At 36.8% G+C, this 22,430-nt stretch carries 23 protein-coding genes; 12 read left to right on the forward strand and 11 right to left on the reverse strand.

Features of this window, described 5'->3' with window-relative positions:
* The first annotated feature begins 192 nt into the window (after nucleotides 1-192).
* Together ACHUE4_RS13190 and ACHUE4_RS13195 are read left to right on the forward strand one after the other, a co-directional pair.
* A complete protein-coding gene (locus tag ACHUE4_RS13190) occupies nucleotides 193-1,116 on the forward strand; it encodes an ABC transporter ATP-binding protein (protein WP_394190783.1) in 924 nt (307 codons plus the stop codon).
* Complete coding sequence (locus ACHUE4_RS13195) at nucleotides 1,085-2,041, forward strand: ABC transporter permease (protein ID WP_394190785.1); 957 nt, start codon at nucleotides 1,085-1,087, stop codon at nucleotides 2,039-2,041. The genes ACHUE4_RS13190 and ACHUE4_RS13195 overlap by 32 nt, the downstream gene beginning before the upstream one ends.
* 55 nt (nucleotides 2,042-2,096) lie before the next feature.
* Here the strand turns inward: ACHUE4_RS13195 and ACHUE4_RS13200 are convergent, their stop codons facing one another.
* Both ACHUE4_RS13200 and ACHUE4_RS13205 read right to left on the reverse strand, forming a co-directional pair.
* Complete coding sequence (locus ACHUE4_RS13200) at nucleotides 2,097-3,071, reverse strand: NAD(P)-dependent alcohol dehydrogenase (protein ID WP_394190787.1); 975 nt, start codon at nucleotides 3,069-3,071, stop codon at nucleotides 2,097-2,099.
* A 204-nt stretch (nucleotides 3,072-3,275) separates the two neighbouring features.
* Nucleotides 3,276-4,583: a globin-coupled sensor protein gene (locus tag ACHUE4_RS13205; protein WP_394190789.1), complete on the reverse strand. Its 1,308-nt coding sequence runs from the start codon at nucleotides 4,581-4,583 to the stop codon at nucleotides 3,276-3,278.
* A gap of 127 nt (nucleotides 4,584-4,710) precedes the next feature.
* Here ACHUE4_RS13205 and ACHUE4_RS13210 point away from each other — a divergent pair, with 127 nt between their 5' ends.
* Nucleotides 4,711-5,277, forward strand: coding sequence for a M15 family metallopeptidase (locus tag ACHUE4_RS13210; protein ID WP_394190790.1), 567 nt, complete (start codon nucleotides 4,711-4,713; stop codon nucleotides 5,275-5,277).
* Between the two features lie 381 nt (nucleotides 5,278-5,658).
* Here ACHUE4_RS13210 and ACHUE4_RS13215 read toward each other — a convergent pair whose 3' ends face one another.
* Entirely contained in the window at nucleotides 5,659-5,955 is a 297-nt protein-coding gene (locus tag ACHUE4_RS13215; protein ID WP_394190792.1) for an MGMT family protein, read from the reverse strand.
* 109 nt (nucleotides 5,956-6,064) lie between these two features.
* Between ACHUE4_RS13215 and ACHUE4_RS13220 the strand changes: the two genes are divergently transcribed.
* The 4 genes from ACHUE4_RS13220 to ACHUE4_RS13235 all read left to right on the forward strand — a co-directional run bounded on the left by ACHUE4_RS13220 (nucleotide 6,065) and on the right by ACHUE4_RS13235 (nucleotide 8,907).
* Entirely contained in the window at nucleotides 6,065-7,711 is a 1,647-nt protein-coding gene (locus tag ACHUE4_RS13220) for a M20/M25/M40 family metallo-hydrolase (RefSeq protein ID WP_394190794.1), read from the forward strand.
* A gap of 30 nt (nucleotides 7,712-7,741) precedes the next feature.
* A complete protein-coding gene (locus ACHUE4_RS13225) occupies nucleotides 7,742-8,071 on the forward strand; it encodes a VOC family protein (RefSeq protein ID WP_394190796.1) in 330 nt (109 codons plus the stop codon).
* A gap of 83 nt (nucleotides 8,072-8,154) precedes the next feature.
* Complete coding sequence (locus ACHUE4_RS13230; protein WP_394190798.1) at nucleotides 8,155-8,436, forward strand: DUF6509 family protein; 282 nt, start codon at nucleotides 8,155-8,157, stop codon at nucleotides 8,434-8,436.
* Nucleotides 8,437-8,619: 183 nt separating this feature from the next.
* Complete coding sequence (locus ACHUE4_RS13235; protein WP_394190800.1) at nucleotides 8,620-8,907, forward strand: hypothetical protein; 288 nt, start codon at nucleotides 8,620-8,622, stop codon at nucleotides 8,905-8,907.
* Nucleotides 8,908-8,910: 3 nt separating this feature from the next.
* Here ACHUE4_RS13235 and ACHUE4_RS13240 read toward each other — a convergent pair whose 3' ends face one another.
* On the reverse strand, nucleotides 8,911-10,068 hold the full coding sequence (locus tag ACHUE4_RS13240; RefSeq protein WP_394190802.1) for a CapA family protein: 1,158 nt from the start codon (nucleotides 10,066-10,068) through the stop codon (nucleotides 8,911-8,913).
* Between the two features lie 572 nt (nucleotides 10,069-10,640).
* On the opposite strand from ACHUE4_RS13240, the gene ACHUE4_RS13245 reads away from it, so the two are divergent.
* Complete coding sequence (locus tag ACHUE4_RS13245; protein ID WP_394190804.1) at nucleotides 10,641-12,566, forward strand: endonuclease MutS2; 1,926 nt, start codon at nucleotides 10,641-10,643, stop codon at nucleotides 12,564-12,566.
* A gap of 222 nt (nucleotides 12,567-12,788) precedes the next feature.
* On the forward strand, nucleotides 12,789-12,974 hold the full coding sequence (locus tag ACHUE4_RS13250) for an aspartyl-phosphate phosphatase Spo0E family protein (protein WP_394190806.1): 186 nt from the start codon (nucleotides 12,789-12,791) through the stop codon (nucleotides 12,972-12,974).
* 80 nt (nucleotides 12,975-13,054) lie between these two features.
* Here the strand turns inward: ACHUE4_RS13250 and ACHUE4_RS13255 are convergent, their stop codons facing one another.
* The gene (locus ACHUE4_RS13255) at nucleotides 13,055-14,272 is read right to left on the reverse strand and encodes an MFS transporter (protein ID WP_394190808.1); all 1,218 of its coding nucleotides are present in this window, start codon (nucleotides 14,270-14,272) and stop codon (nucleotides 13,055-13,057) included.
* 309 nt (nucleotides 14,273-14,581) lie between these two features.
* On the reverse strand, nucleotides 14,582-15,844 hold the full coding sequence (locus tag ACHUE4_RS13260; protein ID WP_394190810.1) for a S8 family peptidase: 1,263 nt from the start codon (nucleotides 15,842-15,844) through the stop codon (nucleotides 14,582-14,584).
* Between the two features lie 207 nt (nucleotides 15,845-16,051).
* On the opposite strand from ACHUE4_RS13260, the gene ACHUE4_RS13265 reads away from it, so the two are divergent.
* Both ACHUE4_RS13265 and ACHUE4_RS13270 read left to right on the forward strand, forming a co-directional pair.
* Nucleotides 16,052-17,269, forward strand: coding sequence for a tetratricopeptide repeat protein (locus ACHUE4_RS13265; protein ID WP_394190812.1), 1,218 nt, complete (start codon nucleotides 16,052-16,054; stop codon nucleotides 17,267-17,269).
* 12 nt (nucleotides 17,270-17,281) lie between these two features.
* A complete protein-coding gene (locus ACHUE4_RS13270) occupies nucleotides 17,282-17,410 on the forward strand; it encodes a hypothetical protein (protein ID WP_394190814.1) in 129 nt (42 codons plus the stop codon).
* Between the two features lie 463 nt (nucleotides 17,411-17,873).
* Here ACHUE4_RS13270 and ACHUE4_RS13275 read toward each other — a convergent pair whose 3' ends face one another.
* Together ACHUE4_RS13275 and ACHUE4_RS13280 are read right to left on the reverse strand one after the other, a co-directional pair.
* On the reverse strand, nucleotides 17,874-18,224 hold the full coding sequence (locus ACHUE4_RS13275; RefSeq protein WP_394190816.1) for a hypothetical protein: 351 nt from the start codon (nucleotides 18,222-18,224) through the stop codon (nucleotides 17,874-17,876).
* Between the two features lie 63 nt (nucleotides 18,225-18,287).
* Nucleotides 18,288-18,626: a YunG family protein gene (locus ACHUE4_RS13280; protein ID WP_394190818.1), complete on the reverse strand. Its 339-nt coding sequence runs from the start codon at nucleotides 18,624-18,626 to the stop codon at nucleotides 18,288-18,290.
* 206 nt (nucleotides 18,627-18,832) lie between these two features.
* Here ACHUE4_RS13280 and ACHUE4_RS13285 point away from each other — a divergent pair, with 206 nt between their 5' ends.
* Nucleotides 18,833-19,288, forward strand: coding sequence for a GNAT family N-acetyltransferase (locus tag ACHUE4_RS13285; protein ID WP_394190819.1), 456 nt, complete (start codon nucleotides 18,833-18,835; stop codon nucleotides 19,286-19,288).
* 394 nt (nucleotides 19,289-19,682) lie between these two features.
* On the opposite strand, the gene ACHUE4_RS13290 is transcribed toward ACHUE4_RS13285, so the two are convergent.
* The 3 genes from ACHUE4_RS13290 to ACHUE4_RS13300 form a co-directional block, all read right to left on the reverse strand.
* A complete protein-coding gene (locus tag ACHUE4_RS13290) occupies nucleotides 19,683-20,081 on the reverse strand; it encodes a hypothetical protein (protein WP_394190821.1) in 399 nt (132 codons plus the stop codon).
* A 637-nt stretch (nucleotides 20,082-20,718) separates the two neighbouring features.
* A complete protein-coding gene (locus ACHUE4_RS13295; protein ID WP_394190823.1) occupies nucleotides 20,719-21,264 on the reverse strand; it encodes a hypothetical protein in 546 nt (181 codons plus the stop codon).
* A 595-nt stretch (nucleotides 21,265-21,859) separates the two neighbouring features.
* Complete coding sequence (locus ACHUE4_RS13300) at nucleotides 21,860-22,279, reverse strand: RDD family protein (RefSeq protein ID WP_394190825.1); 420 nt, start codon at nucleotides 22,277-22,279, stop codon at nucleotides 21,860-21,862.
* Nucleotides 22,280-22,430: the final 151 nt, after the last annotated feature.

Here is a 22,430-nt window from a genome sequence, read left to right on the forward strand (position 1 = left end):
ATTGAAAAAAGCAGAATGCATATTTCCCGGGAAATTCTGTGTTTTCAAGATATTCTTTTGGAATAAAAAGCTAAATTTGAAACTTTACTCGATTTGTTTCGTAAATAAAAATATTGGCGATGCGGAAATTGAACTTTATTGGCTAAATTTCGTCTTATAAAAATACTACTTTAGATAGGGAAGGTGAAAAGTGTGGAGCAACAACCAATCGTAGAATTGAGACAACTTTCGAAGACTATTGGGAAAAAGAAAATTATTGATAATTTAAATCTGTCTTTATTTCCCGGTCAAATCACAGGGTTTTTAGGACCAAATGGTGCTGGGAAGACGACAACCATCCGAATGATGTCAGGGCTAATGAAACCGACAAGCGGAGAAGTCGTTGTTGAAGGGCAAACATTAAACAATCACTTTGAAGAGACGATGAGTAAAGTGGGTGTAATTGTTGAAAATCCAGAGATGTATAAATATATGTCTGGATGGAAAAACCTGTTGCATTTTGCGCGAATGGATAAAACGATTACGAAAGAACGTATCACTCAAGTAGTTGAACAGGTAGGAATGCAAAATCGTATCCATGAGAAGGTATCTTCTTATTCCCTAGGGATGCGTCAAAGATTAGGGTTAGCTCAAGCGTTGCTTCATCGTCCGAAGTTTCTTATTTTAGATGAACCGACAAATGGTTTAGACCCAGCAGGGATACGCGAGTTTCGTACATATTTAAGAAAAATTGCTGTCGAAGATGGTGTGTCAGTATTTGTTTCAAGTCATTTATTATCTGAAATTGAACTCATGTGTGACCGTATTGCCATCATTCAAAATGGTCAGCTGATTGACCTTAGAGAAATGAATCAAGTAGAGGAAGCTCATTATTATATTGAAGCGCAACCTGCAGAACAAACGCGCGAACTACTAATTGCACAAGGACTTGTTCCTGAAGTTAGTGGATCCGGATTTATTACTAAAGTGGAACAAACTCAAATTCCTTCAATTATTCAAGCACTTGTGGCTGCGAATATGGAAGTGTTCGCTGTTCAACCATTCCGTAAAACATTAGAAGATCAATTCTTAGAAATGACAGGAGGTGGCCAAATTGCTGAATCTCATAAGAAATGAATGGATGAAATTATGGCATAAAAAAGCCACTTGGATCATGGCAGGATTGTTAGTCCTCATCTTGATAGGTGCATCCGGTATTGGAAAATGGGCTCAATCAAATATGATGCAACCCGAAAATCAACAAACGTGGGAACAGAATTTGACTGAAAATCAAGCATTCATGAAAGCTCAACTTGCTGAGCCAAACATTGATAAGGAATATAAAGAGCAACTGGAAGAAGATTTGGCGATTATTGACTATCGGTTGACGCAAAATGAACCACCAATCGACCAAGGTAGTCGTGAACAACATATTCTAGATTCCCATACGATGTTGTCGTTAGTATTGATGTTTGCGGTAATAGCTGCTGCAAGTATTGTAGCTGCCGAATTCTCTCAAGGCACAATTAAAATGTTATTGAGCAGACCAGTGAAACGTTGGAAGATCCTAACGTCTAAATATGTAACAACTATACTGTATGCGTTCGTTTTAACAGTGATTGCAATAATTTCAGCGGTCATCGCTGGATTCATTTTCTACGATTCAGGAAGTGGCGTATTGCTGGACGTGCAGGATGGAAAAGTTGTTGAGATATCTTATTGGGGTCGAGTAATCGCCTTATATGCGCTACAATTTGTTGGTGTCATTGTATTTACTACCTTTGCTTTTGCGATTGGTAGTGTATTCCGAACAAGCTCATTAGCTATCGGATTATCGATTTTCCTTTTATTCATGGGACCAAATATTGTGTTCTTCTTAAGAGAATATGAATTTACTAAGTATATTTTATTCGCTCATATTGATTTAACGGGGTATATTACCGGCAATATGTTCGTTCAAGATATCACATGGCCGTTTTCAGTAGCAGTATTGTTGATGTATATGTTGCTGTTTTTATTCATCAGTTACTGGTCATTTACAAAACGAGATATAACAGCTTAATGAAAAAGACATCGTTGCCCATTCTTTCGTGGGTACGATGTCTTTTATAGTTTTGTTATCCTATAACATTTATGACTACTTTACCTTGAGCATGACCTTCTTCTAAATATCGAATCGCTTCGGGTACATCGTTTAAAGTGTAACATTTGTCAATAACCGGGGTTATTTTGCCGGCACTCAGTAGCTCTTGTATTATGTGCAGGTCGGCTTTTTTACGCACTGCAAAGAGCATCACCATTTTCTGCTTTACGAAACGAGATAAGACTAGAGCTCTGAGTGAACGACTTAATGGGCCGAGAAAACGTCCCTTATCAGGACCGCCAACTAGGACGAGAATTCCATTTGAGTCCAATACTCGTCTACAATCTGTCAGCGAATGATTTCCTACAGCATCAAAAATGAGGTCATATTGTCGGTCACTGCGAGTGAAGTCCTCTAGCGTGTAATCAATGACATGGTCTGCTCCAATTGAACGGACCATTTCTACATTTCGAGTACTACAAACACCAGTAACGATCGCACCGAACGATTTGGCAATCTGAATAGCAAACGTACCAACACCTCCAGCCGCACCATTAATCAAAACCTTTTGACCTGGCTGAATCTGTCCTCGATCGCGAAGTCCCTGCAAAGCTGTAAAAGCAGCAATAGGTACAGCAGCTGCTTGCTTAAAGGTCACATTATTTGGTTTAATCACGAATGCCTTTTCATTAGCACAAACATACTCAGCAAACGCACCATCGCAGCCACCGAATACCTCATCTCCTGGTTTGAATTCCGTTACGTCTTTACCCACAGATTCAACCGTACCAGCCACATCTACACCTAAACGATTGTTCTTTGGTTTTCGCAACCCCGCTTGTATGCGCAGCACGTATGGGGTGCCTCTCATAAAGTGCCAGTCCAAGGGGTTAACGGAAGCAGTGTGAACTTTTAAAAGGACTTCATCGTCTTTAGGAATAGGTTTTTCTAGTTCTTTAAGTTGGAGGATATTAGACGATCCATAATTTGTATAGACAATCGCTTTCATAGGTAGGTCCCCTTATATTCATTTTAAGCACTAACTTACATGATTTTCTTATCATCTAATTCGACAAGAATTATCATAAGCCTTTAAATTTGAATTTAAATGCAATTAAACACTGTGTTTTTATGTAAGCATTATCAAATTATATGCCTTTACTTAATGAAAAAGACATCGCAATCCGATAGTGGGAGCGATGTCATTCTCGTATTAAATATCATGAATGGTAGAAATAAGTCGGTCAGAAGAACTTGCAACCTGTGTCGTTGCATTGGTCAGTTCGTCTAAAACGGTAGCCATCGTGACGATTTGTTCAGTTGTACGTTCGCTTTGATCTTTAATACCAGACATTGCGTCAACAATTGTGTTAAACGATAACGATAATTGTTGTTGAGTATCAACCGATTCGTTAATTTGTGTGTCTACATGCTGGACAGATGATTCCATGTTCGTGATGCTTAATTCAGTTTGCTGAATTAAAGACGAGACACTTTGGACTGCAGATTTTGTTTCCTCAGCTAACTTTCGAACCTCGTCAGCCACGACTGCGAAACCACGTCCGTGTTCACCAGCTCGTGCAGCTTCAATTGAAGCATTAAGCGCTAGTAAGTTCGTCTGGTCTGCGATCGATGTTACAAGTCCAACGATTTCGCTGATTTTTTGAGAAGAAATTCGTAATTTTGTCATCGTTTCTTCAAGTGTTGTCACGCTGTCCAAAATCGATTTCATTTGATTGCTTTGTTGATCTAATAATAATTTACCAGATTGTGATTTTTCTTCAGTAGAATTAACGAAGAATAACCCTTGTTTTGTAAAGCTCGCAATTTCGTCAGATTCAGCAGATAATTGTTGAATCGACGCATTGGTTTCTTCACTAATTGCACCTAATTCTTCAGCAGTTGTGCGAACGGTAGAAATTAAACTCTCCTTGGTATCAGCTGCTTCTTGGCGTATGCGTTCATGCTGTGCATCGTACGCCTCGATAACTAACTGTTGCTCGAAATTAAGCACTTTTGTGATCGCTTTAATTGCCAAAATGTTGTCAGCTGTAGACATATTTAATAAGAAAATAATATCAGTTAATCCAGAAACAAAGCTTTGGAATGAACCCATATACCACTTCGTTCCAAGACCGATTCGAACATGTACATGAGCAATGGTATGACGTTGGTTTATGTATGCTTGATTAATTTGTCCTTCAAACATTTCGTCTAAATGACGACGTAAAGTTACTTTTAAGCGATCTACCGAACTATTTTTTTGAATGATTTCATTTAAGCCTGAGCCATATTCAAGTGCTTGGTAAAAATGAGTTACTAAATCCTCGAGATGAGGTTGAATATGTGGTTGAAGTTGTCGAATAACAGCCAAATCATTTTTGGTTAAGTCTATCATTTGAATCTGCTTCTCTAGTTCCTTATTATGAGATAGGTCTAGAATAACCTGCTCTTGCCAAGTTTGTGGATCTAACACAATTGATTTATTTGTAGCTTTTTTGCTTTTAAACATAGTCACCATGCACGTGTCCCTCTTCCTTTTACAATAACTAAAATAGTCCCTACGTACCTATATATCGACATGATTACTATTTTTTTGAGAATATGTCGACAATAAAGATTAGATTTTATGAAAAGGAGACGCGAATGTGAAAAAATTTCTATCTATAGTAAATATCTTATTTTTACTAGTTTTAGGCGGACTCCTTTTTGTTTGGATTGAGAGAGAAATCGAAAATAAGCGAATTAGAGAGGCAAGACCATTGCCTAGCGGTTTGCATACAATAGTAGAAGAAAAAAGTGTGGAATTAGTCGAACAAGCGAATGTAATAGGAATTCCTATCCTCATTACAGACGGATTTAGATCGATAGAATCACAAAATGAAATATACGAACAGGGTAGAACAAATAGTGGTGCTATTGTTTCCTATGCAAAAGGAGGCGAAAGTTATCATAATTACGGACTTGCGATTGATTTTGCCTTACTCAATCAAGACAACTCCATTTCTTATGATTTACAAAGAGACTCAAATGGAAATGGAAAAGCAGACTGGTTTGAAGTTGCCCGTATAGGAAAAGAACTTGGTTTTACATGGGGTGGCGACTGGCGTGGCTTTAAAGACTATCCTCACTTTGAATATACTTTAGGGTTATCTATACGTGAACTGCAAAATGGTTGGAGACTCGAAGATAGAATAGAAGAAAATAAACGATAAGTATTTAGGCTAGTGTAGGAGCCTCCATAGGTTGCAAAACTAATAATATCAAATGTATATATACCGATAGAAATGAAATTTTATATCTATATTTTACAGAGATTTTTGTTGATTGTAATGGAGGCGGCGACTCCGGCGGAATCAGCAGATGATTTGTGCACCGAAAGCGAAGCGGCAGGTGCAAGAACTGAAGACCCTGGACTGAGCATCGCGAGGGAAGCGGCTGAATTCTTGCCCGAGGAAAGCGTCCGCAGCAATGGAAATCAACATTTTTATTTATTTACTGTTTGTGGTGTTGCTATAATAACCTTTTTATTTTTGAAACATGAAAGAGCAAGCTCCTGTTTTTACACTATAAACAGGAGCTTGCTTTCATTCTATCTATTCAAACACACTCAAATCCACACGACCATCACTTAAAAACTCAACATCTTCACTTTCTAGTAACATGCGTTGCACCTCGCGTGATTCATCGTCAGGAACAGCAATTTCTCCTTTTGCATTGACGACACGATGCCATTGCAATTGATGTTTTTCGCTCATTGTATGTAAAATACGAACAACTTGGCGAGCAGCACGAGGGCTCCCTGCTAATCTGGCAACTTGTCCATAGGTGACGACTCTGCCTGGTGGTATCTCTTTTAAAATGCGGACAACTTCTGCCGTAAATGGTTGCAATTTGCTCACTCCTCACTTCCTTCATTGTAATCAAACCGAGTTCCTCGTGTCGATACAATATGATATATTACGGGTAACGAATAATTATTTTATAAAGGGGTGTTGATAGATGTTTGATTGTCGAGAAGAAGTGTTGGCTTTAACGAAGCAACTTGTGCGAATTGAAAGTATTGTGAATGAGGGCGGGGAAAAGGTTGTCTCACAAGCTATTCATACCCTTATTTCGTCCTATCCATATTTCCAAGAACATACGGATAACGTCATCTATCAGCCAACTGAAGACGATGACCAAGAACGATACAATGTCATCGCTTTTGTGAAAGGGACAAAAAGTCCTTCTAATAAAACTGTCATATTGATGGGGCATGTCGATACAGTTGGTATTGATGATTTTCAATTAAAAGAATATGCATTAGATCCTGATGCCTTAGCACAAGCGCTTCACAATGAAGAATTACCTCCAGCTGTTCGTGCCGATCTGGAGTCTGGCGAATACGAATTTGGACGCGGCGTGCTCGATATGAAATCAGGTGTTTCGAGTCATCTGTATTTATTAAAATACTATTCAGAACATCCTGAAGAAATGGAAGGGAATTTGCTCGTGGTCTTTGAATGTGACGAGGAAGATGGCTCTCATGGAATCATTTCTTCTTTAACTGAACTTAAAAATCTTCGAGACACGCATGGTTTTGAATATGTAGCGGCGATTAATGCTGACTTTGTATCTCCACGGTATAACGGGGATCCTAATCGGTACATATACAAGGGGACAGTCGGTAAGTTATTGCCATCATTCTTTATTACCGGATCGGAAACGCATGTGGGTTCATGTTTTGAAGGAATCGATCCTAATTTCATCGCCGCTCATTTGACGAGACAAATTAGTTATAATCCTTCTCTTTGTAATGAAGCACTAGGTGAGACGACGGTACCACCGGTTTCATTGAAACAAATGGACTTAAAACCAACCTATACCGTGCAGACCGCATTATCGGCATATGTGTATTTCAATTTCTTCATTCATTCATGGTCACCGAAAGAAGTGCTCGAATTGTTGAAAGTGGAAGCTGCAACGGCGTTTGCAACAGCTTTACATGAATTCAAGACGCATTATCAAGCTTTCACGCAAGCAAGCGGGGAGCCAATGAATGAAATTCTATGGGAACCAAGAGTTATGACTTATGAAGAGATGGATGAACATTTAGTTGATGAACATGGAGAAGCGTATATACAACATATGGATGAATTCAAGGGACAACTGATGTTACAAACGGAACTAGATACCCGCATGTTTGCAGCCCGAGTTGTCGAAGAAGCGTGGAAGTGGATGCCAGATAAAAACCCAGCGATTATCGTGTTCTATTCGTCGCTTTATTCGCCAAGAATAGAGCTATCTGGTAAAACAGAACACGAAAGAAACTTATTAGATGCACTCGAAATAGCTGTCGAGACTGTACAACCGCATTATCAACATCCGATCGTGACAAAGAACTTCTTTCCTTACATCTCGGATATGAGTTTCGTCGCAATAAGTGATGATGAAGTTGGAATATCCGCTGTATCTGCGAACAACCCAGGATGGGGTACGAAGCATTACGTCAATTACCAAGCCATTCGCGATATCAATGTTCCGGTTATTAATATAGGTCCATATGGACACGATGCGCACAAACAATACGAACGAATGGAACGTAGCTTTACACTTGATATCGTTCCGAATTTAACTAATCAGGTTATAATAGAATTAATTGGATAAACAAACTTGACCTACTGAGGGGGCATATTGATGAACATTAGAATGTCGAAAAATATAGGTTTTCAAGTACATGATGTTGAAAAGGCTAAAGAATTTTACTCGACCATTTTTGGAATGAAGGAACCTGATCAAAAAGATGTGGATGAGGTAGAATTTAGAACAAAGAACAATTCGATTTACTTAATGGGTGGAATTGAAAATCTCGGCCCCATAATGGAAGTGGTCGTCAGCGATTTAGATGAAGCAAAGAAGCACTTTGTCGAAAATGGTTGTGAAGTCGTTAGGTGGAATGGCAAAGGGAAAGACTGTTACATTAAAGATCCTTTTGGGATGATATTTAATGTTTGGGAAGAGTCATGATTTAGCATTCAATAAAGAATTGGGCATTATTTAGTCTTCTCATGGTAAGATGGAGATAGCGTATAAACGAAGGAGCAAACTACATGAAAATTACAAATCATTTATTTGATAAAATTAATGACCCTACTGGAATTATTGAAGGTGACCGTTACGAATTCTTATTAGACCTTGAAATTGATGAGGAAGATGAGTTATTCACAGAAGGTGGCGTCGACCTACGTGTCATTATAGCTTCAGATGACAATGGTTTGCGTATTGTCCAGTATTACTTCACAGATAAAGGAACGAAAACGACAATGGATTTCGCTCTTGAAGATGATGAAGAAGCTGAAATTTTAGCATTTTGTAAAGAAAAAATGGCATAATTAATAATCCTTTTAAACCAATTCATCAGGTTTAAAAGGATTATTTTTTATTTATGGATATCTGAATAAGAAAAGTCTTACCTAGCACTATAATGGGTGCGCAATTTTCTAATTTCCACACCTTATCACTTTCATTTACCTGTAAAACTCTTGTACCATGTAGAGGAAAAGGAGGGCTGCCAATTGAAGGATGACCATCACGCAAAAATTCAATATACACTTGTTGAACGTAAAATCGATTATCATTACCAACTCCAAAAAATTGCAACCAAGCATGAATTAGTTGTGACTAGAGATGAAGTGATCACGGCTACAACTGCCTTCGGTTTACACCAAGTGCTAGATGTCTCCTACAAGCCATTTTCATCAGAAGCAGGGATCCTGTATCTCCATACCAACCAAGGTGTTTTTCCATTTCATATTCACTCAAATCCTTCTACCTTTATTGAGACTTTTCGTTTATTTAAATAAAGCCTATTCTACAATCAAAAGTTCATCGATAAAGGTTGCCATATGATGCTGAGTCGACTCGGAATATTGTTTGTGATCAATTAAATGGGCATCTGTTAACACATCCATTGGAATGATTTCAAAGTCACGATTATTTGTATGATGGGTGTAAGTGGATATGAAGTTTGGTTCGTTTAATGTGATGGTAGATTTCCCTTGAAAGATCGTTTTAGTTACTTCAATGCCCCCAATTCCACCAATTCGTCTATCTAACCCTATTTGACCGGACAAAAAGTTCCCTAAACTATACATAATAAACGTTTTAGAACCATCTGGCCTTTCAATCCAATCCATTGGCTGCAATACATGTGGATGGTGGCCAATAATGATATCCACTCCCATAGTTGATAGTTCGCGAGCGAGTTCAAGTTGGGAGGTACTTGGTAAACTTTCGTACTCATTTCCCCAATGCATCGAGACCACTACAACATCTGATGATTCCTTGGCTTTACGAACATCTTGTTGAATGAGCGGTAAGTCAATTAGGTTAATTAAATACGGTTTATCTTCTGGAACCGGCATGCCATTCGTTCCGTAGCTATAGGCTAAAAATGAAAACGTAATATCGTTTTTCGTCAAAGTTCGAATTTCTTCTCGATCTTCAAATGACTGAAATGCGCCTGTATATGGCATTTGAATTTGATTCCAATAGGATAAGGCATTTTGAATGGCTTGTTCACCCTTATCCATCGTATGGTTATTCGCTAGTGTCACAATGTCGATCCCCGCATCCTTCAAAGCATCGCCAATTTCAAAAGGACTATTAAAAAGCGGATAGCTAGAGAGTCCTAACTCTTTTCCACCAATCATCGTTTCTTGGTTTGCCACTGCAATATCTGCACTTTCTAACAAAGGTTTTACTTGGGTAAACATAGGAGAGAAATCATAAGTGCCTTCAGGGGTTGCCGCATCTTTGTACACAGGTTGATGGAGAAGGATATCACCAATAGCCACTAACTTGGCTCTTTTGACGATAGGTTTGTCCAATTTTTTAGGCTGTATCGGTTCAATTTCCATGGCATGGGTGACTGGTTCAACTTCAACATTAAAATCAATAGAAGAGGACTCCTCACAACCACCGAGGAAAACAAACAGGGCAAATAGAATGATATATTTTTTCAAGACATACCCACCTTTTTGAGAAATACATGCATGTTAGCATTGCTTAAATGTATGTCCAATAAGCGGGTGTTATTATGAAAAAGTCATAATTGACAAAATTCAGTCATTCGCATATTCTAACTATGAAAGTAAATGTGCTCGAAAGAGGAGATTATTTTATGAGTGTGAATGTTCTTAACTAACCCGTTAATTGAATACGGTCTTGAATAAAGCCAAAACCCATAAATTGATTGGGTTATTTAGTATGCGCTTTTCAAGAATGTTAAGAACAAGCATCATAGCAATGAAGAATGGATATGTAATTTCCAGCTATGGCATGTATTTGTCATCGCTTTTTTTTATGCTGATTAGTGAGTGAAGTTTTCGGAAATCAGTATAAGAAAATACATCGCTTTCACCATTTTGGTGTAACGTGATTTTCTAATGGGAATTTATTTTGAGGTGGCCTTAAAACTCAAGTTGAATTCTTTATGAATGAAGGAAAAGACTATCCAGCATAAGTAGGTCAATCTTCAAAGCCATCATGAGTGTTTTCATGGTGGCTTTTTTTATTTGAAAAAGGAGGAAAATAAATGAATCAACAAACCATTGACGTATTAGGATATCAAGAAATTTTACAAGAGGTAGGGAGTTATGCCATCACCGATCGTGCGAAGAATACAATTGAGGGAATGCGACCTTCAACCAATAAAAAAACGATTGAACATGCATTAAACGAAGTACAAGAGGCACTAGAGATTATGCGAATAAGTTCAAGTGTACCGATTCACACACTCAGTGACATGGAACAATATATTGAACAAGCAAAAAAAGGTTTGTATATACGAGCCGACCAATTTACGCGTATCGTATCTTTCTTGGATCATTGCCATAAGTTAAAACGCTTCATGAAAGATAAACAATATGCTGCGCCTACTATTCATTTATATGCAGAATCTATTGGTGATTTAAGCGAATTGGAAACTGAAATCATCCGCTGTTTAAAGCATGGCCAAGTTGACGATTATGCGACGAAGGAACTCTCAACGATTCGAAGACAATTAGGTATGCTTCTTGCTAAGGTAAAAGATAGAGCTCAAACGATGGTGAAGTCTAAAACCTTCGCACCTTATTTGCAGGAAAGTATGGTTTCAGAAAGAAATGGACGATTTGTCTTTGCTGTTAAAAGAGAGTACCGAAACAAAGTGAACGGCAATGTTCTCGATACATCAGCTTCAGGAGCGACATTATTCATGGAACCAAAAGAATTGGAAGTCATGCAGGGAGAAATCGACTTATTAAAAATTGCAGAAGAGCATGAAGTCGAGAAAATCTTATATGAACTGACCGAACAATTCCTTGAACATGAAATGTCTATGAATATTGCGATGGACACGATGCATCATTACGATGTTATTTTTGCAAAAGCCAAACACAGCAAACTAATTGAAGGGCAATGTCCTATTTTAAATGAAGAATACCTCATTCATTTAAAAGGAGCTAGACACCCCATGTTAAAAGGGAATGCGGTTCCGCTTTCTTTACAATTTGGTGAGCACGATCGCGCTCTTGTTATTACAGGACCGAATACAGGCGGGAAGACGGTAACACTTAAAACAATCGGCTTACTGACCATGATGGCTCAAACGGGCTTATTTATTCCAGCTGAAAAAGGGAGTACACTTCACATTTTCCAAAAGATTTTCGTAGATATTGGCGATGGTCAAAGCATAGAAGCAAATCTGAGCACATTCAGCTCACGCCTCGTCAATATTATTGAGATTTTAAAGTCAACGGATCAACGCTCACTCGTGCTGCTCGATGAATTGGGGTCTGGAACAGACCCTAGTGAAGGCATGGCTTTAGCAATCGTCATACTTGAACAACTCTTTGAGAAAGGAGCAACGCTTTTTGCAACCACTCATTACAGTGAAATGAAGGACTTTGCCGATGCAAAAGAAGGCTTTTTAAATGGTTCCATGGAATTCGATCTGGAAACTTTGCGTCCTACTTATCGTCTATTATTAGGACAAAGCGGGAAGAGCCAAGCATTTGATATTGCTTTGAAGCTTGGGTTACATCCAGATTTAATCAGAAAAGCACATGTCATTTCGTACAAAAACGCGCATCCATTTTCAAACTCGATTCCAAGTGAAAACTTGAAGGATCTTCATTATGTAAAACAAATAACCACCTTTAAACATGATCGAAAACTTCGCAAAGAGATCGTAGAGGATAAAGTTCCGTTATTTGAACAAGGAGACAATGTGAAAATAACTGCTACGAATGAAACCGGAATTGTTTATAAAGGGCCAAGTAGCAACGGGAATTATATTGTTCAAGTGAAAGGTGAAAAGAAAGAGTTTAACCATAAACGTCTTAAACTTCATATTAAAAAAAGTGAACTATATCCAGAGGATTATGATTTTGATATTGTATTTAAATCCAAAGAATATCGTAAAGTGAAAAATCAGTTGGATCGAAAGTCTGTAGAAGGTCTAACTCTAGAAGAAGATTAAGTGCAAAATAAGGAATAATACAACATATTGTGTCGATATAAAATTAACACACTATATATTGATTTTTAAGGGCTGCAATCATATAATAAATACAAGATATAAAGTTCTTCGTTTCAGTACTAAATACTTCTTAGTGAAACACTTCTCTGCAATATGTAACCCAGTTTTTATTTCCTTTAAATATGTGCATCACAAAATCATATGGGTATGGGGGATGGGAATATGAAAATGAAGTCATTGAGTAAGAGAAGCGTGACATTGATGCTCATAAACATTAAAAAGAAAGAAATGATCTTGAAAGCAAAACGGTATGGTCGAACACATCCTACAGTTGTGAAGTGTAGCCAACAATTAGATGTGTTACTAAATCAGTATCAAGGGATTCATTTATACAAAGATGTTGTTTAATCCAATACCTCTAATTAAAAAGGCAGAAGAATGGGCTCCACGCCTAATCTTCTGCCTTTTTCTATATTCACTGTAATTACTTATAATAAAGATTCTTTCGGTTCTCGAGCATAGAGCATATACACTAAAAAGAACAAGCCAGCACTGAGCAAACGCAACCCTGAATTTATGTACATCGCAGTTTCAACACCCCAAGAGTTCAATAGCCAGATGCCAACTTGAGGAGCAAGGAAAGCAACGAGTGCCAACAATACATTGTACGTTGTAATACAGTAGGTACGTGACGCCTCAGGAGACTGTTCAAGTAAAAGGTTAAACAATAGCAACACCACGCCAGATAGGAAGAAACCAGACATTGTTTGTACGATTGTTAAGTAATACAAATTGGTCGATAACACGGTCAAAAATGGCGTGCTCGCCATGCCGATTGCTGCATAAACAAATACTCGAACGTTGGATTTCCGCTCAGCCCATTTTTTCCACAAAGGGAACGTCAAAATTTGCATAAGCATATTTCCCACCGAAAACATACTAATCCAAAAGATAGTCGCACCGACAACCCGAACATGGTAGATGTTGAAAATTCCCCACGCCATTTGCCAGGCAAAATTAAAGAATAACGCAGCCGCTAAAAACCACACAAAACTTGAGTGTTTAAAAATGGACCACTCCATCAATTTCTTTTTAACCAATGGACCGCTTCCAGAAGTGCGGGGCTCATCATGCTTCATCAAAATGAAAGCTTCTAGTAATCCAAAACCAAATGCGATGGCAAATAAAATCTGGTATGCCGTTACATTATTAGATTGATCTTTCATCACAATCCCAATAACTAAGGTTGAAACTAATCCAACCATTGTTAATAAACGATTTCGATCACTAAAGAATTCCCCGCGTCTCGATTCACTAATCATCCCACTAATTAATGTTTGCCACCCAATATTGGCGACAGTATTCGGTACACTCATTAAAGCGACAATAATCAGAAATGCCCACGCTTGCATCGATTCGGAAGGGATATAAACGACAACAACGATAAATAAAAACATGATTCTCGCTAACAGAATGGAAAGGGCGACAAGCTTCTTATGTTCGTGAGCCCGATTAAGTAAGATGGCAGCCGGTATCGTCATAAGCAATGCCATTAGAGGGGGAAGAGAACTAATTAACCCGACTTGATAATTCGTTGCGCTTAAAATGGTAATCGCAAATATTGGGAAAAAGTTATTTGAAAAATTCATTGCCACAGTCGATGCCATGCCATTATAGATACTTATTTTTTCGTTATATGGACGCATATTAATCTCCGCATAATTTCATAAATTTGATGTTACGCTTTGAATTATATACCTGTTCAAAAAGAATACAAGTCCTTTGTGACACGAAATATTCGTAATGGAAAAATTGGGTTGAATGGACCTAGAACCATTTTGGGCAAAAGTCATGTTCCATCATTTAGTCCGTGAAAATCCTGACATAGAGGGGGTATTCAGAACCGTATCATTCACTTTTATTGCTAATAAAAATCCATTTACCAATAGGAAAAAGAGTTATCAATTCCCTTTTAAAAAGGCAATCGATAACTCTTTTTAATATGTGTTTATTAATTATTGAACACGTGCAAATCCGAAACCTGACGCATAGTCGTCGCCAGTTGTTGCTCCATAACCTCCTTTAATATCGTAATTCTTCGCACGATTTTGTAAGTTGGCACGTAATGTTGCATTTGACCAGCTAGGATTTTGAGACCAAAGCTTGGAAGCTAAACCGGCAACGTGAGGTGTTGCCATAGAAGTACCGCTAATAGTGTTATACCCACCATTATTCCAAGTTGAATAAATCGACGCACCAGGTGCAGAAATTTCTACATCTCCTTGGTTAATATAATAGTCTCCATCTGTAGAAGCATAACCACGAGAAGAGAAGTCAGCAACTCGGTAGGTACCGTTTTGTTGAACATTTTCAAGTGCCGCAACTGCTACTGCATTTACTAGAGCTCCTGGGTAACCAATCGATCCTTGATAAGGACCTTCATTTCCTGCCGCCGCTACAACTAAAACACCTTTGTTGTATGCGTACGTTACAGCGCTTGCAATTAAACTATCGCTACTAGCAGAACCTAAAGACATGTTAATGACCGTTTTAGTTCCTGTTGAAGTAGCTTGATCTGCTGCATGGCGAATTGCTGCTGCAATATCATCTGAGTATCCTGATCCATTATCACCAAGAACTTTATATGCCCATAAATCTGAATCTGGCGCAACACCATAAATTCCAGCACCGTCACTACCACCGTCAGCTAATGCTGATCCTGCAACATGCGTACCATGTCCGTGGGCATCATTACATACCCCATTGACTAGTGAAGTGGCTTGCGTGAAGTCTTTACATTGTTCAACTGTATTTTCTAAATCATAATGATTTACGTTAACGCCAGTATCAAGGACAGCGATGTTAATGCCTTGTCCACCAGAAGTTGTTGTTTGGCTACTATTGTTATAGATTGCTTTAATTCCCCAAGGTGTTTGATGAGAAGGGTATTCACCTGCTGTTACTTCGAACTGGTTTGCTCGAATATCCGTATCAAGTGAAACTTGCTGAACTTTAGTCACCGTAATATTTTTGTTCTTTTGTAGTGCGACAAATTGTTTTTCGTTCATTTCTGTTGAGAAACCATTTTCGGTTAATTCCCAGCGTGCTTTGTATTTACTTTTAAGTGAAGATTTAGTTGATGAATCGGAAGCTTCCACATAAACTCGGAATTTCTCGTCACCATTGCTAGTTGTCGTTGCTGCATTTGCACCAACAGTTGGCATTGCTAGACTTGCTGTAAGTAAAAAGCTCATCAAGATTTTTTTCGACTTGTTCATTTGTGTGCTCCTTTTTCTTGTGTATTTTTCTTACTAAACCAAATCTAGCACACAAAGTATATTTTGATTATTGGGAAAATTAATTCGAAATCAAATGAAAACTTAAGAGAATTGCTGAATTGTGAATTTCTGCTAATTTATTAAAAATTGAGAAAATAGACATCTCTACGTATAATGAGTCTACAAACTTTGTGAGTAGGTGAAGATATGCAAATAGGCTCATTAATTAAATATCATCGGACAAAGCAAAAGATGACACAAAGTGAACTTGCTGAAGGAATATGCTCGGTGCCACATCTGAGTAAGATAGAGAACAATAGCAAGGAAGCCAATGTTGAGACCATCAGACTGGTGCTCGATCGTCTAGAAATTGACCTGCACGATGTGGAAGAAAGTGAAGTGAAAGTTGAGGTTTTACTTAATCAGCTGCTTCAAAATATGCTCTACCTTGAAACAGAAAAAGCAGCGAGTACTTTTCTAGAGCTACAGATGTATAAAGAAATGGTACCTTTCACCAAACACATCTACCTATACGAAATTTACAAATTAAGATATTACTTGTTCACTAAAGACCTAGATTCTGCCGATGAACAGATAAAATGGCTCAATGCTCAACGGCAAAATTTTTCCCAACATGAAAGCTATTTACTTTCCTATTTTACTGGGATATTTTTAATCTTAAGGGGGAAATATGAGGAAGCGGATGAGAAAATCTCAGCAATACTTCAAGAGTATTATGAAACAAATACATTTGAAGGAGAAATCTATTATCATCTTGCACTGGTTAAAGGGTATATGAATCAATCCGGTCATGCGATTAATTATGGAAAGAAAGCATTGAATTTTTTCAAAGATCACTTCAATTTCAAAAGAATTCTCCATGTTCAAATGTCTTTAGCCATCAATTACTCGCAATCCAAAATCTATGATGAGGCTTTGGACAATTATCAACATCTCGTAAGGAACACAGAAATGCTGAAAGAGACCGCCCTATTGCCTCATATTTATCACAACATTGGTGACTTAAGACATCGTATGGGTGATTATGAACAAGCTTTGCATTATTTCAAGAAAAGCGCGGTCATCTTCCAAGAAAGAACCGAAAACTATCTTCTCTGTTTATACAATTTAGCTTTGACCGAGTTCAAACTAGAAAAATGGGATGATAGTAAAATCAGCTTCACTTTATTAAATAAAGAAGCAAAAGAAATGAAAGTCTCGCCTTACCAACTATATTCATCGTATTATTTGTTTCTTTTAAATGATAAAAAACAAAAAGCCATGACTTTCTTAGAAGAAAAGATACTTCCTTCTATAGAAAAGGCTGACGAACAAAAAGAGTTTTATCGATACTTCAGTAAGATTCTTGCTGAGTATTATAAAAACGAAGGTAAATATGAAAAAGCAGTTAAATACATTTTATAAGGAGTGTTAATGATGAAAAAAACATTGATTTTATTATTAATTATCGGATTTGCAAGTTTGGTTAGTAACGATGTGAGTGCAGTTTTAGCCGTAGAACCTGTTGAAACTCAAGATACAGTAGCAATTCGTCCGCCAGTTTGATCTCATAATTTTAATGGTAAAACTCCCGAGAATATTACTCTTGGGAGTTTTTGTTTGTAGATAAATAAATAGATTTACATTGTGTGTGATTTTTTATAATACACTTGGTGCAATGCTGTGAGCCTAGTGTCTTTCGTTTCGGTGCTCGCTTTCCGCGGGTACGGCCTCAGCCGCTTCATTCGCTTCGCTCACTGCAGGGTCTTCAGCTCGCGCTGTTCCCGCAGGAAAGAATACTACCAAAGATAATTTGGTGTATTCTTTGCGACGAAGCTAGCGTAGCGATGCAGGAGCAGATATTTTTCTCGCGCCTTCACTCCAAGCAACTTAAATTGTTTTATAAAGGGCTATGTTAAAGATAAAGGGAAAAATCGCATAAAAAATGAGCTTGGAGATCCATCTCCAAACCCATTGTATTTGGTTATTCTTTTTTACTAAAGCACTCGTTAGTTTAAGAAGAAGTATTTTACTCTCCGATTTGAAGTAAATATCTTACTTCTACTCCTCTATTATCTGCTATGAGAATATCTCTTCTCTCTTTTGGTGCAATAATTTTTGTTCCTAAAGGTAAATGACTTGCCATACCATCTTCTATTTCTCCAACAACCTCATCTTTGGTTAGTTTTACATCCTCTACCCAGCCGGTTTCTTTTACATAAATTTTATTATTGAGTTCGAAATAATCTGCTTCGGGTTCTGCCTTCAACACTTGTTCTTTAGATAAATAACCTGGCGTATCTGCACCTGGAATACCAGTACAACCTGCTATTAGGGAGAAGAAACTTATCACTAGGATTATATTAATAAAATGCTTCATAATTCCCTCCTATAAGTTAACGTAGATATAAAATCTCGAATCTTGTTCAACTAACCTGCTGCGTTAGTTGAACAAAAAATCTAAAAATTTTTGTTTTAAATAGGTGTACTGACTTTCATTAGTATCTGCATATGCTTCATCTCTATTAGAGGGAATGTCCATATATAAAATTTCTTCTCTAAATTGAGAAGCTGTAAAATCATATCTTTTGTTTTTAATGAAATTATAAAAGTGCCACCCATCAGGTAGTTTAGTTTTTTTTATTTCACCGCCCAATAAATCATTTACAACTAATGCAGTAACTCCACATTGCCCCGCCAAGGGATTATCCTTGCGCCATTTTGTACTTGATTTTACAGACCAGGATTTAGACAAAGCATTCACTATTCTATCTATTTCCATATTGTTTCTCCTTCCATAAAACACTTAATATACTTCCCTTACCTTATATGGAGAGCAGCGACTAGTCATGTTGAACAATCGCGCCCGATCTTGGAGGGCTAGCGAATAACGATCCCAAATGACACTTTAGGAACATAACCTGCTTATTTAAACTGTTCGTTTCTTATTTATCTTTTTTATTTATAATCAAATAAAGGAGGATGATTATGGAAATAAAAATAGATAACTTAACAGATATTCGCACACAGGAACTTATTAATACACACTTAGCTGGTATGGCTGAAAACTCGCCTGTTGAGAGTATACATGCTTTAAATGTTGCAGCACTAAAACAAGATAATGTTACTTTTTATAGTGCGTGGAATATTAATGACATTATGGGGTGTGGAGCTTTAAAAGAATTAACACCAAAGCATGGAGAAGTAAAGTCCATGAGAACTGCAAAGACGCATTTGAGAAAAGGTGTAGCTAGAGATATTTTAAAACATATTATAAATGAAGCAAAAATACGGGGTTACACAAAATTAAGTCTAGAAACAGGCTCAATGGATGCATTCAAACCAGCTCATCGTCTATACGAAAGTTTTGGATTCAAATACTGTAACCCTTTTTACGACTATACGGATGACCCAAACAGTGTGTTTATGGAAATTGACTTATAAATGTGATTTAAAAGGAATTTCATTTTTGTATAAACATAAAAAATAAACTTAATTAACTTTCCCAAATAAGAGTTCGGGAATACACCAGAAAGGCGCAAACGTTCTTAAATAAACGTTCGTGCCTTTTCGCAAGTAATATTGTTTATACAGCTTTCATACAAATTGCACTAATAGTTGATGCAGTAGCTTTTATACTTGCTGGCCATGTTCATTAATTTCTATTTCTTATCAGCGAAATCTGAATCTTTTCTGACGCTACCCCCAAAAAATGTTATTCAATAATATGGCCAGATTGTTGAACAACACTAAAACATATTTTTTACTAAATGCTGCGTTAGTTCAATTAGAAACAGAGCTACATACACAGCCCAAAGATCTTCAACTCAAACACCCTTTAGTTTAATAGGGCTGTATTTCTTTTAAATAAAGAAACAATTAAAAGTATTCCTAAGAATACAATCATCATATGTGGAAAAGCGAATATCCAATGAGCTACAAAATTACTTTGTGGTGTACCATCAGATATTCCGTTGCCATTAAATGAAAACCATAAAATAATTGCTGGAATTTGAAGTAACACAAGTAAAAATACAAAGATCATTTTTATAAAATTTGTGAGTTTATATTTGTTAGTTCTCAATAAAATTAAAACCCCACCTAACAAGACCGCTAATATTCCCCAGGTAACAACTTCTGATTCCGATGGACCAAATACTCGAAATAAATAAAGTAGCCCTGTTAAAAAAGTTAATATTCCCACCGCAACTTCCAATTTAGCTGAAATTCTACCCATCATTTTCCCTCCATTTAAATTATTTCGTTATTCAACTAACCTGCTTCGTTAGTTTAATAAGAAAAATGCTTTACTCCTTCTTGAAATAAAAGCACCCGTTAGCCATCCATGTATCTCAAAAATAATATCTACACCACAGATAATGAAAGAATATTACGTTCTTTCATGGGAGTTGAATAAGAAAAGAGACGCTTATTAAACAATTGCGCCCTTTAATTGAACAATATTCTAGGGATAGATCATATTAGTCAGTTAACTTTTTATCTTTTTCGGTTAAGAATGTTGCCATATCTCTTTTTACCTCATTCTTCATAGTGCATAGTGACATTAACAAAATTATCCAAAAAACACCTAGAAGGATAAAGCCATACCGTTCGTTTATTCACCCAAAATACATCGTTTAGCTAACGGGCATTTGGCGATTTCGCTTATAACATAGATTTAATTATTTAGGCTTTAGGCAAATAAAAAAGACCGACCTTCTCTGACAATTGTTTTTCACCCAAAACTTCATAAAAAAACCTCCTTTATAAATTGGTATATCAAAATGTTTTTTACTCGATTTAGAACTCCAACAATAATGTTGCATGTGCCTATGCATTAATGGGAGTCTGGCAATTTAATGTTCTACTACAGGTTAGGAGATAAAAACTGGTTCAAATAACCAATCATTCGAGCGATAATTGGAATCGGAAGCGTTAATAACTTCCCTTGTAATCTTATTTTCAATCAATAATTCTCTAAACTTTGCACTTACTAAGAGGGGTTTGTAAGCCAGGTCACCAGATATCACCCACTCATTTGTATTTGCAAAGTCTGTTTCCAGGTTTATAACATCCGCTTCATAATGATACGGAAGGGGTACCCAATTTCTTAATTGACATTTAGTACACGGATTGAATGGATGTCGATTAAAAAATTTCATTTTTCCATTCCAGGGAGGCATAGTAGTTGTTGGAATCAGCCTATATACAATTTCATTGTCTTTCATACTACTTTTCGAAATAACTTCTTCTAAGGAATAGCCAGTTAATCCCCACTTATACAACATTTCAGCAAAATTTTCCGTAATAACCCAATGTTCTTGGTTTACATTTACCATTTTTCGTTTTCCGATTTTTGAAGTATTGACTACCAGTGGAGATAATAATTTATTATAGTGAACGCCACATTCATCACACATATAGACCTTTTCTTGTTTACTCCCTTTACTTTCTAAAAAGGCCTTTTGAGTATTTCCAGTTGCCCGCAACACAAAGAAAGGGGAGGAGTCATAATCTTTCTCTTCAAAGAATAATCTAGGCTCGGGTTCAAAATCATCTGCGATGTTCAGACGTTTTATTAATCTAATTAAATCCTTATTGAATTCAAGTACATTTGGAATTTTTTCACTTAAAAAAATTCATAATAAACGACTGGGAATAATTCATATTCTTTAGGGTTATTTGGAACATTATATTTTTGAAATAATAGATCAAAATCCTTCCTTTCTGGTGGATTCTCTACAAAAAAACTATAATAGTATTGGTAATACATCCAAAAACCTCCAAGTGAAAAGGCAGGAGTTTGAACTCCTACCTTATTTTTTATCTATATTGTTTGGATAAAGAGAATTGCCATCACAAAGTTGGTTTCATCATCGATATTAAACATCCAATGTCAACTCCTTACCCGTATTCTAACCATAACTCTTTTTCTTATTGAACTAACCTGCCTAGTTAGTGCTATAAACGTTGTTCAACTAAAGTCACTAAAGCACCCGGTAGATGAAGAAAAATTTATTCCCTACTAACATAGGTCCCACCAATGAAATCATGAATGCCTCTCTTGTCTTTTCGAAATATAACCAGTAGTCCACTAACCAATACTGATATTCCAAAGGTAGCTAAAACAACGATATAGTTACCAACCACTTCTCTCATAACCATATTGAGTATCGTTAAATTTTCATCATCTTTAAAACGTTTTATTTTAATCTTGAAAATCCGCTTACCGATTATGTATCCGACCCACAGAATAGGAGTTACAGTCAAGTAAAAAGTATAAAAAAATCGAAAAGTAAATCCTTTTGTCCATTCAATAGAGTAATTACCGTTAATGATATAATATACAATTCCAGGTATTGTCGAAATAATTAAAAAATATATAATACTTGCTAAAAACCTTATACCAAATCCTGCTGGTTTTTTTGAATCCATCTAACTCCTCCAAATATACTTTTTTTATAAATTATACCATTTTTTTCATTGAAATAACCTGCTGCGTTAGTTTAAGTGTAAAATTTCACAAACAATCCCACCTTACGAAAAAGCAACCGTTAATTTTAACATAGCCTTTTTAAATAATAAT

Origin of the sequence: Paenisporosarcina quisquiliarum (genome assembly GCF_043641925.1) — a bacterium.
In the GTDB taxonomy this organism is placed as follows: Bacteria; Bacillota; Bacilli; order Bacillales_A; family Planococcaceae; genus Paenisporosarcina; species Paenisporosarcina quisquiliarum_A.

Bases quoted from the DNA above. Each gene is read 5' to 3' on its own strand.
- ACHUE4_RS13200 (WP_394190787.1), bottom strand. From the start codon at position 3,071: ATGAAAGCGATTGTCTATACAAATTATGGATCGTCTAATATCCTCCAA.
- ACHUE4_RS13205 (WP_394190789.1), bottom strand. From the start codon at position 4,583: ATGGTGACTATGTTTAAAAGCAAAAAAGCTACAAATAAATCAATTGTG.
- ACHUE4_RS13220 (WP_394190794.1), top strand. From the start codon at position 6,065: ATGTTTGATTGTCGAGAAGAAGTGTTGGCTTTAACGAAGCAACTTGTG.
- ACHUE4_RS13225 (WP_394190796.1), top strand. From the start codon at position 7,742: ATGAACATTAGAATGTCGAAAAATATAGGTTTTCAAGTACATGATGTT.
- ACHUE4_RS13230 (WP_394190798.1), top strand. From the start codon at position 8,155: ATGAAAATTACAAATCATTTATTTGATAAAATTAATGACCCTACTGGA.
- ACHUE4_RS13245 (WP_394190804.1), top strand. From the start codon at position 10,641: ATGAATCAACAAACCATTGACGTATTAGGATATCAAGAAATTTTACAA.
- ACHUE4_RS13250 (WP_394190806.1), top strand. From the start codon at position 12,789: ATGAAAATGAAGTCATTGAGTAAGAGAAGCGTGACATTGATGCTCATA.
- ACHUE4_RS13255 (WP_394190808.1), bottom strand. From the start codon at position 14,272: ATGCGTCCATATAACGAAAAAATAAGTATCTATAATGGCATGGCATCG.
- ACHUE4_RS13260 (WP_394190810.1), bottom strand. From the start codon at position 15,844: ATGAACAAGTCGAAAAAAATCTTGATGAGCTTTTTACTTACAGCAAGT.
- ACHUE4_RS13265 (WP_394190812.1), top strand. From the start codon at position 16,052: ATGCAAATAGGCTCATTAATTAAATATCATCGGACAAAGCAAAAGATG.
- ACHUE4_RS13270 (WP_394190814.1), top strand. From the start codon at position 17,282: ATGAAAAAAACATTGATTTTATTATTAATTATCGGATTTGCAAGTTTG.
- ACHUE4_RS13275 (WP_394190816.1), bottom strand. From the start codon at position 18,224: ATGAAGCATTTTATTAATATAATCCTAGTGATAAGTTTCTTCTCCCTA.
- ACHUE4_RS13280 (WP_394190818.1), bottom strand. From the start codon at position 18,626: ATGGAAATAGATAGAATAGTGAATGCTTTGTCTAAATCCTGGTCTGTA.
- ACHUE4_RS13285 (WP_394190819.1), top strand. From the start codon at position 18,833: ATGGAAATAAAAATAGATAACTTAACAGATATTCGCACACAGGAACTT.
- ACHUE4_RS13290 (WP_394190821.1), bottom strand. From the start codon at position 20,081: ATGGGTAGAATTTCAGCTAAATTGGAAGTTGCGGTGGGAATATTAACT.
- ACHUE4_RS13295 (WP_394190823.1), bottom strand. From the start codon at position 21,264: ATGTGTGATGAATGTGGCGTTCACTATAATAAATTATTATCTCCACTG.
- ACHUE4_RS13300 (WP_394190825.1), bottom strand. From the start codon at position 22,279: ATGGATTCAAAAAAACCAGCAGGATTTGGTATAAGGTTTTTAGCAAGT.